This window comes from Nocardia sp. CY15 (assembly GCF_009829295.1).
Taxonomy (GTDB): domain Bacteria; phylum Actinomycetota; class Actinomycetes; order Mycobacteriales; family Mycobacteriaceae; genus Nocardia; species Nocardia sputi.
Window position 1 is genome coordinate 1 of the sequence record NZ_VUOT01000079.1, and the last position, 2,565, is coordinate 2,565.

2 protein-coding genes and 1 pseudogene are annotated in these 2,565 nt (G+C 67.4%); 2 read left to right on the forward strand and 1 reads right to left on the reverse strand.

Translation table 11 applies throughout. The annotated features are described in order from the left end of the window. Nucleotides 1-126: 126 nt before the first annotated feature. A pseudogene (locus tag GVY39_RS33590) lies at nt 127-258 on the forward strand (leucine zipper domain-containing protein); the annotation flags it as partial. On the opposite strand, the gene GVY39_RS33595 reads toward GVY39_RS33590, so the two are convergent. Then, on the reverse strand, nt 232-378 hold the full coding sequence (locus tag GVY39_RS33595; RefSeq protein ID WP_236565825.1) for a hypothetical protein: 147 nt from the start codon (nt 376-378) through the stop codon (nt 232-234). The pseudogene GVY39_RS33590 and the gene GVY39_RS33595 sit on opposite strands and share 27 nt — an antisense overlap. Before the next feature lie 886 nt (nt 379-1,264). On the opposite strand from GVY39_RS33595, the gene GVY39_RS33600 reads away from it, so the two are divergent. Continuing rightward, nucleotides 1,265-2,104: an alpha/beta fold hydrolase gene (locus GVY39_RS33600; protein ID WP_159930992.1), complete on the forward strand. Its 840-nt coding sequence runs from the start codon at nt 1,265-1,267 to the stop codon at nt 2,102-2,104. Nucleotides 2,105-2,565 lie beyond the last annotated feature (461 nt).

A 2,565-nucleotide genomic window follows, 5' to 3' on the forward strand; every position in this document is an offset into this window, starting at 1 on the left:
AGCTCCGGCCGCAGTGGACGATTCACGAAAAGGCCAACCTCACCGGCGGCACCCACCGTAAGAGTCACCCCGCGACCGGAGCTGATCTACCACCGCATTCGGCGGCAACGGAAGTCTCACACTGAGATTCACCGTAATGCTCCGCTGTCAGAACTGGGTCGGTTGCGTCTGGCGCGGTGCGTCGTCGACGATGGCTGGCCGCTGCGCCGAGCCGCCGAACGATTCCAAGTGTCAGCGACCACCGCTAAACGGTGGGCCGTCGCCCCACCCCCGGGCCCATCCGCCGCGCTCGAATCCGTTCCTGCGGTCGTCCGACGTGGCGCCGTTTCCCTGCATGACTCCATCGATGGTGACCTGGGTCATGGTCGTCAGCTTCATGATCGGTTCCTTTGCCTTGGCGCCGCCCCTGGTGGGCAGCCTTACCCCTGCAACGAACACCACCACCCCGATCCGACACCGCCTCCCCCGGATTTCTCGAAAACTTTCCGGGACGCATGTCGTCAGCGATCCGACACCACGACCATGTCGCGGCGACCGCGCTCCACTTCCTCGCGCGCCCCAATCCCGACAAGCTCGTGGACCCCACCTCAGATGTGGGTTTCCCGTCCACCAGCCGTGCGCCCCCGAGCGGTGTCGTTGGGGGACTCGTCAGGAGCGGCAAACGAAGGCTGATCGACCAGGTCACGGTGTCGGAAGGAATGTGGCTACCGGCGGCAGACGCTCCGGTTGGGTCGGTGTCAGGGCGGAGTGAGGCCTTCGTCGTGTTCGTCGGCGCCGGAGTCCACGCGCTGAGGCGGGCGCCGATGTCGTTCGCCGCTGCTGAGGCGATCCTCAACGACGCCCCTGGTCAACCTCGGCGTCCAGCTAAGCCAAGCGTTGATCACGTGGGACCAGGCCAGGGTTCGGTTAGTCCGCCGGTGGGCAGCGTGCGGATCCGCTTGTCGTATTCGCTGCGGACGCGCGCGGAGTGATCGATACCCTACGACACCTCGCAGCCCGAACCGGAAGCTGGAAGGGGGTGTCAGCGGCCACCGGGAGTTCCCAAGTACGGCCAGTTGCGACTCCCCGTGAGCGGCCAGTTATGGCGACATGGCATACCGCGAGCATTCAGCCGGGACAACCGCTGTTGTCGGGTTTGTGGCGATTGCGGGAGTGTGGACGCGATCTGGGCTGCACCGATGACTTTGGGCTGAGCCTGTCGTCGACACCTCTGGAGATACCGACAGATAGGAGTCCAGGCATGACGAGACCGTTCCGATTCGACATGACCACCGTACGGGCGAACGGTGTGGATCTCGGCATCGAGAGCTTCGGCCGCGAGGAGGATCCGCTGGTCCTGCTGGTCGGCGGCACGACGATGTTGTCCTGGCCCGACGCGCTGTGCGAGCGGCTCGCGTCGGGTGGGCGGCGCGTGGTCCGCTACGACCTGCGTGACTCCGGCGCGTCGACGACCCTCGACCCGGAGAATCCGTCGTACGACCTGCGGGATCTCGTCGCCGACGCGGCCGCGTTGGTCGGGGCGCTCGGCGCCGGGACCGCCCACCTCGGTGGGGTCGGTGTCGGGGGGATGGTCGCTCAGGTCGCCGCGCTGGATCACCCGGAGGTGTTCTCCGCACTGACTCTCGTCGGCACCCGGCCGGTAGCGCCGGGCCCGGTCGATGAGGACCTGCCCGACCACGACCCCGCGTTCATGGTTGCCCTGTTCTCCCACCCGATGCCGGACTGGACCGACCGGGATGCCGTCGCGGCGTTCGCCGCCGCGGCGGCCGAGTCGAAGGGTGACGATCCGCGGGAAGCGCGGGCGAAGGCGGCCCGAATCTGGGACCGGACGCCATCGAGTGATCCCGCGGTGCACCAGGCCAACCAGCTCGGGATGGTGTTCTCCCGCATCGACTGCGCCCCGCGCTGGCGGGAGCGGCTCGGTGAACTCGACGTGCCCACACTCGTGGTGCACGGTCGCGCCGACCCGTTCTTCCCGGTCGGCAACGGCGAGGTTCTCGCCGCCGAGATCCCCGCGGCGCGACTGCTCGTCCTCGACGACATGGGTACCGCTCTGCGCCACACCGCCGCCGACCAGGTCGCTGCCGCCATACTCACCCTGTAACCGCCCGGCTGGGAGGCATCCTGAACCGGCGGCACGCACCATAATGCCGCTGATCACGCTGACCGAACCGGCCCGGCGCGACACCTCGGAAGATCAACGAGCAGTAGTGCGCGTCCGACGCTGGCCGATCGCACCATCATGCCGAGTACAGGGCCTCCGCAGGAGCGTGTACACGACCTCGACTGCACCGATGAATCCCGGGTGGCTCCCTCGTCGAAGCTTCTGGATAGACCGAAAGACAGGAGTCCAGACATGGCTGACTGCCGACGTGGCGAAAGCGCGTGCGCCGCAGCGGCGGTGGCGGGCCCAGTTCCCGAGGTCGCATTCACGCGGAACCGAAGGAATCTCAATGACCATGTCAAGCCGCAGCTCGGATTCCGTTGATGCTCGGGGGCTGGGTGTCGAAGGGGCGGTTGTCGCGCAGCAGTGCCCACAGCACGTCGACCAGGCGCCGGGCCAAC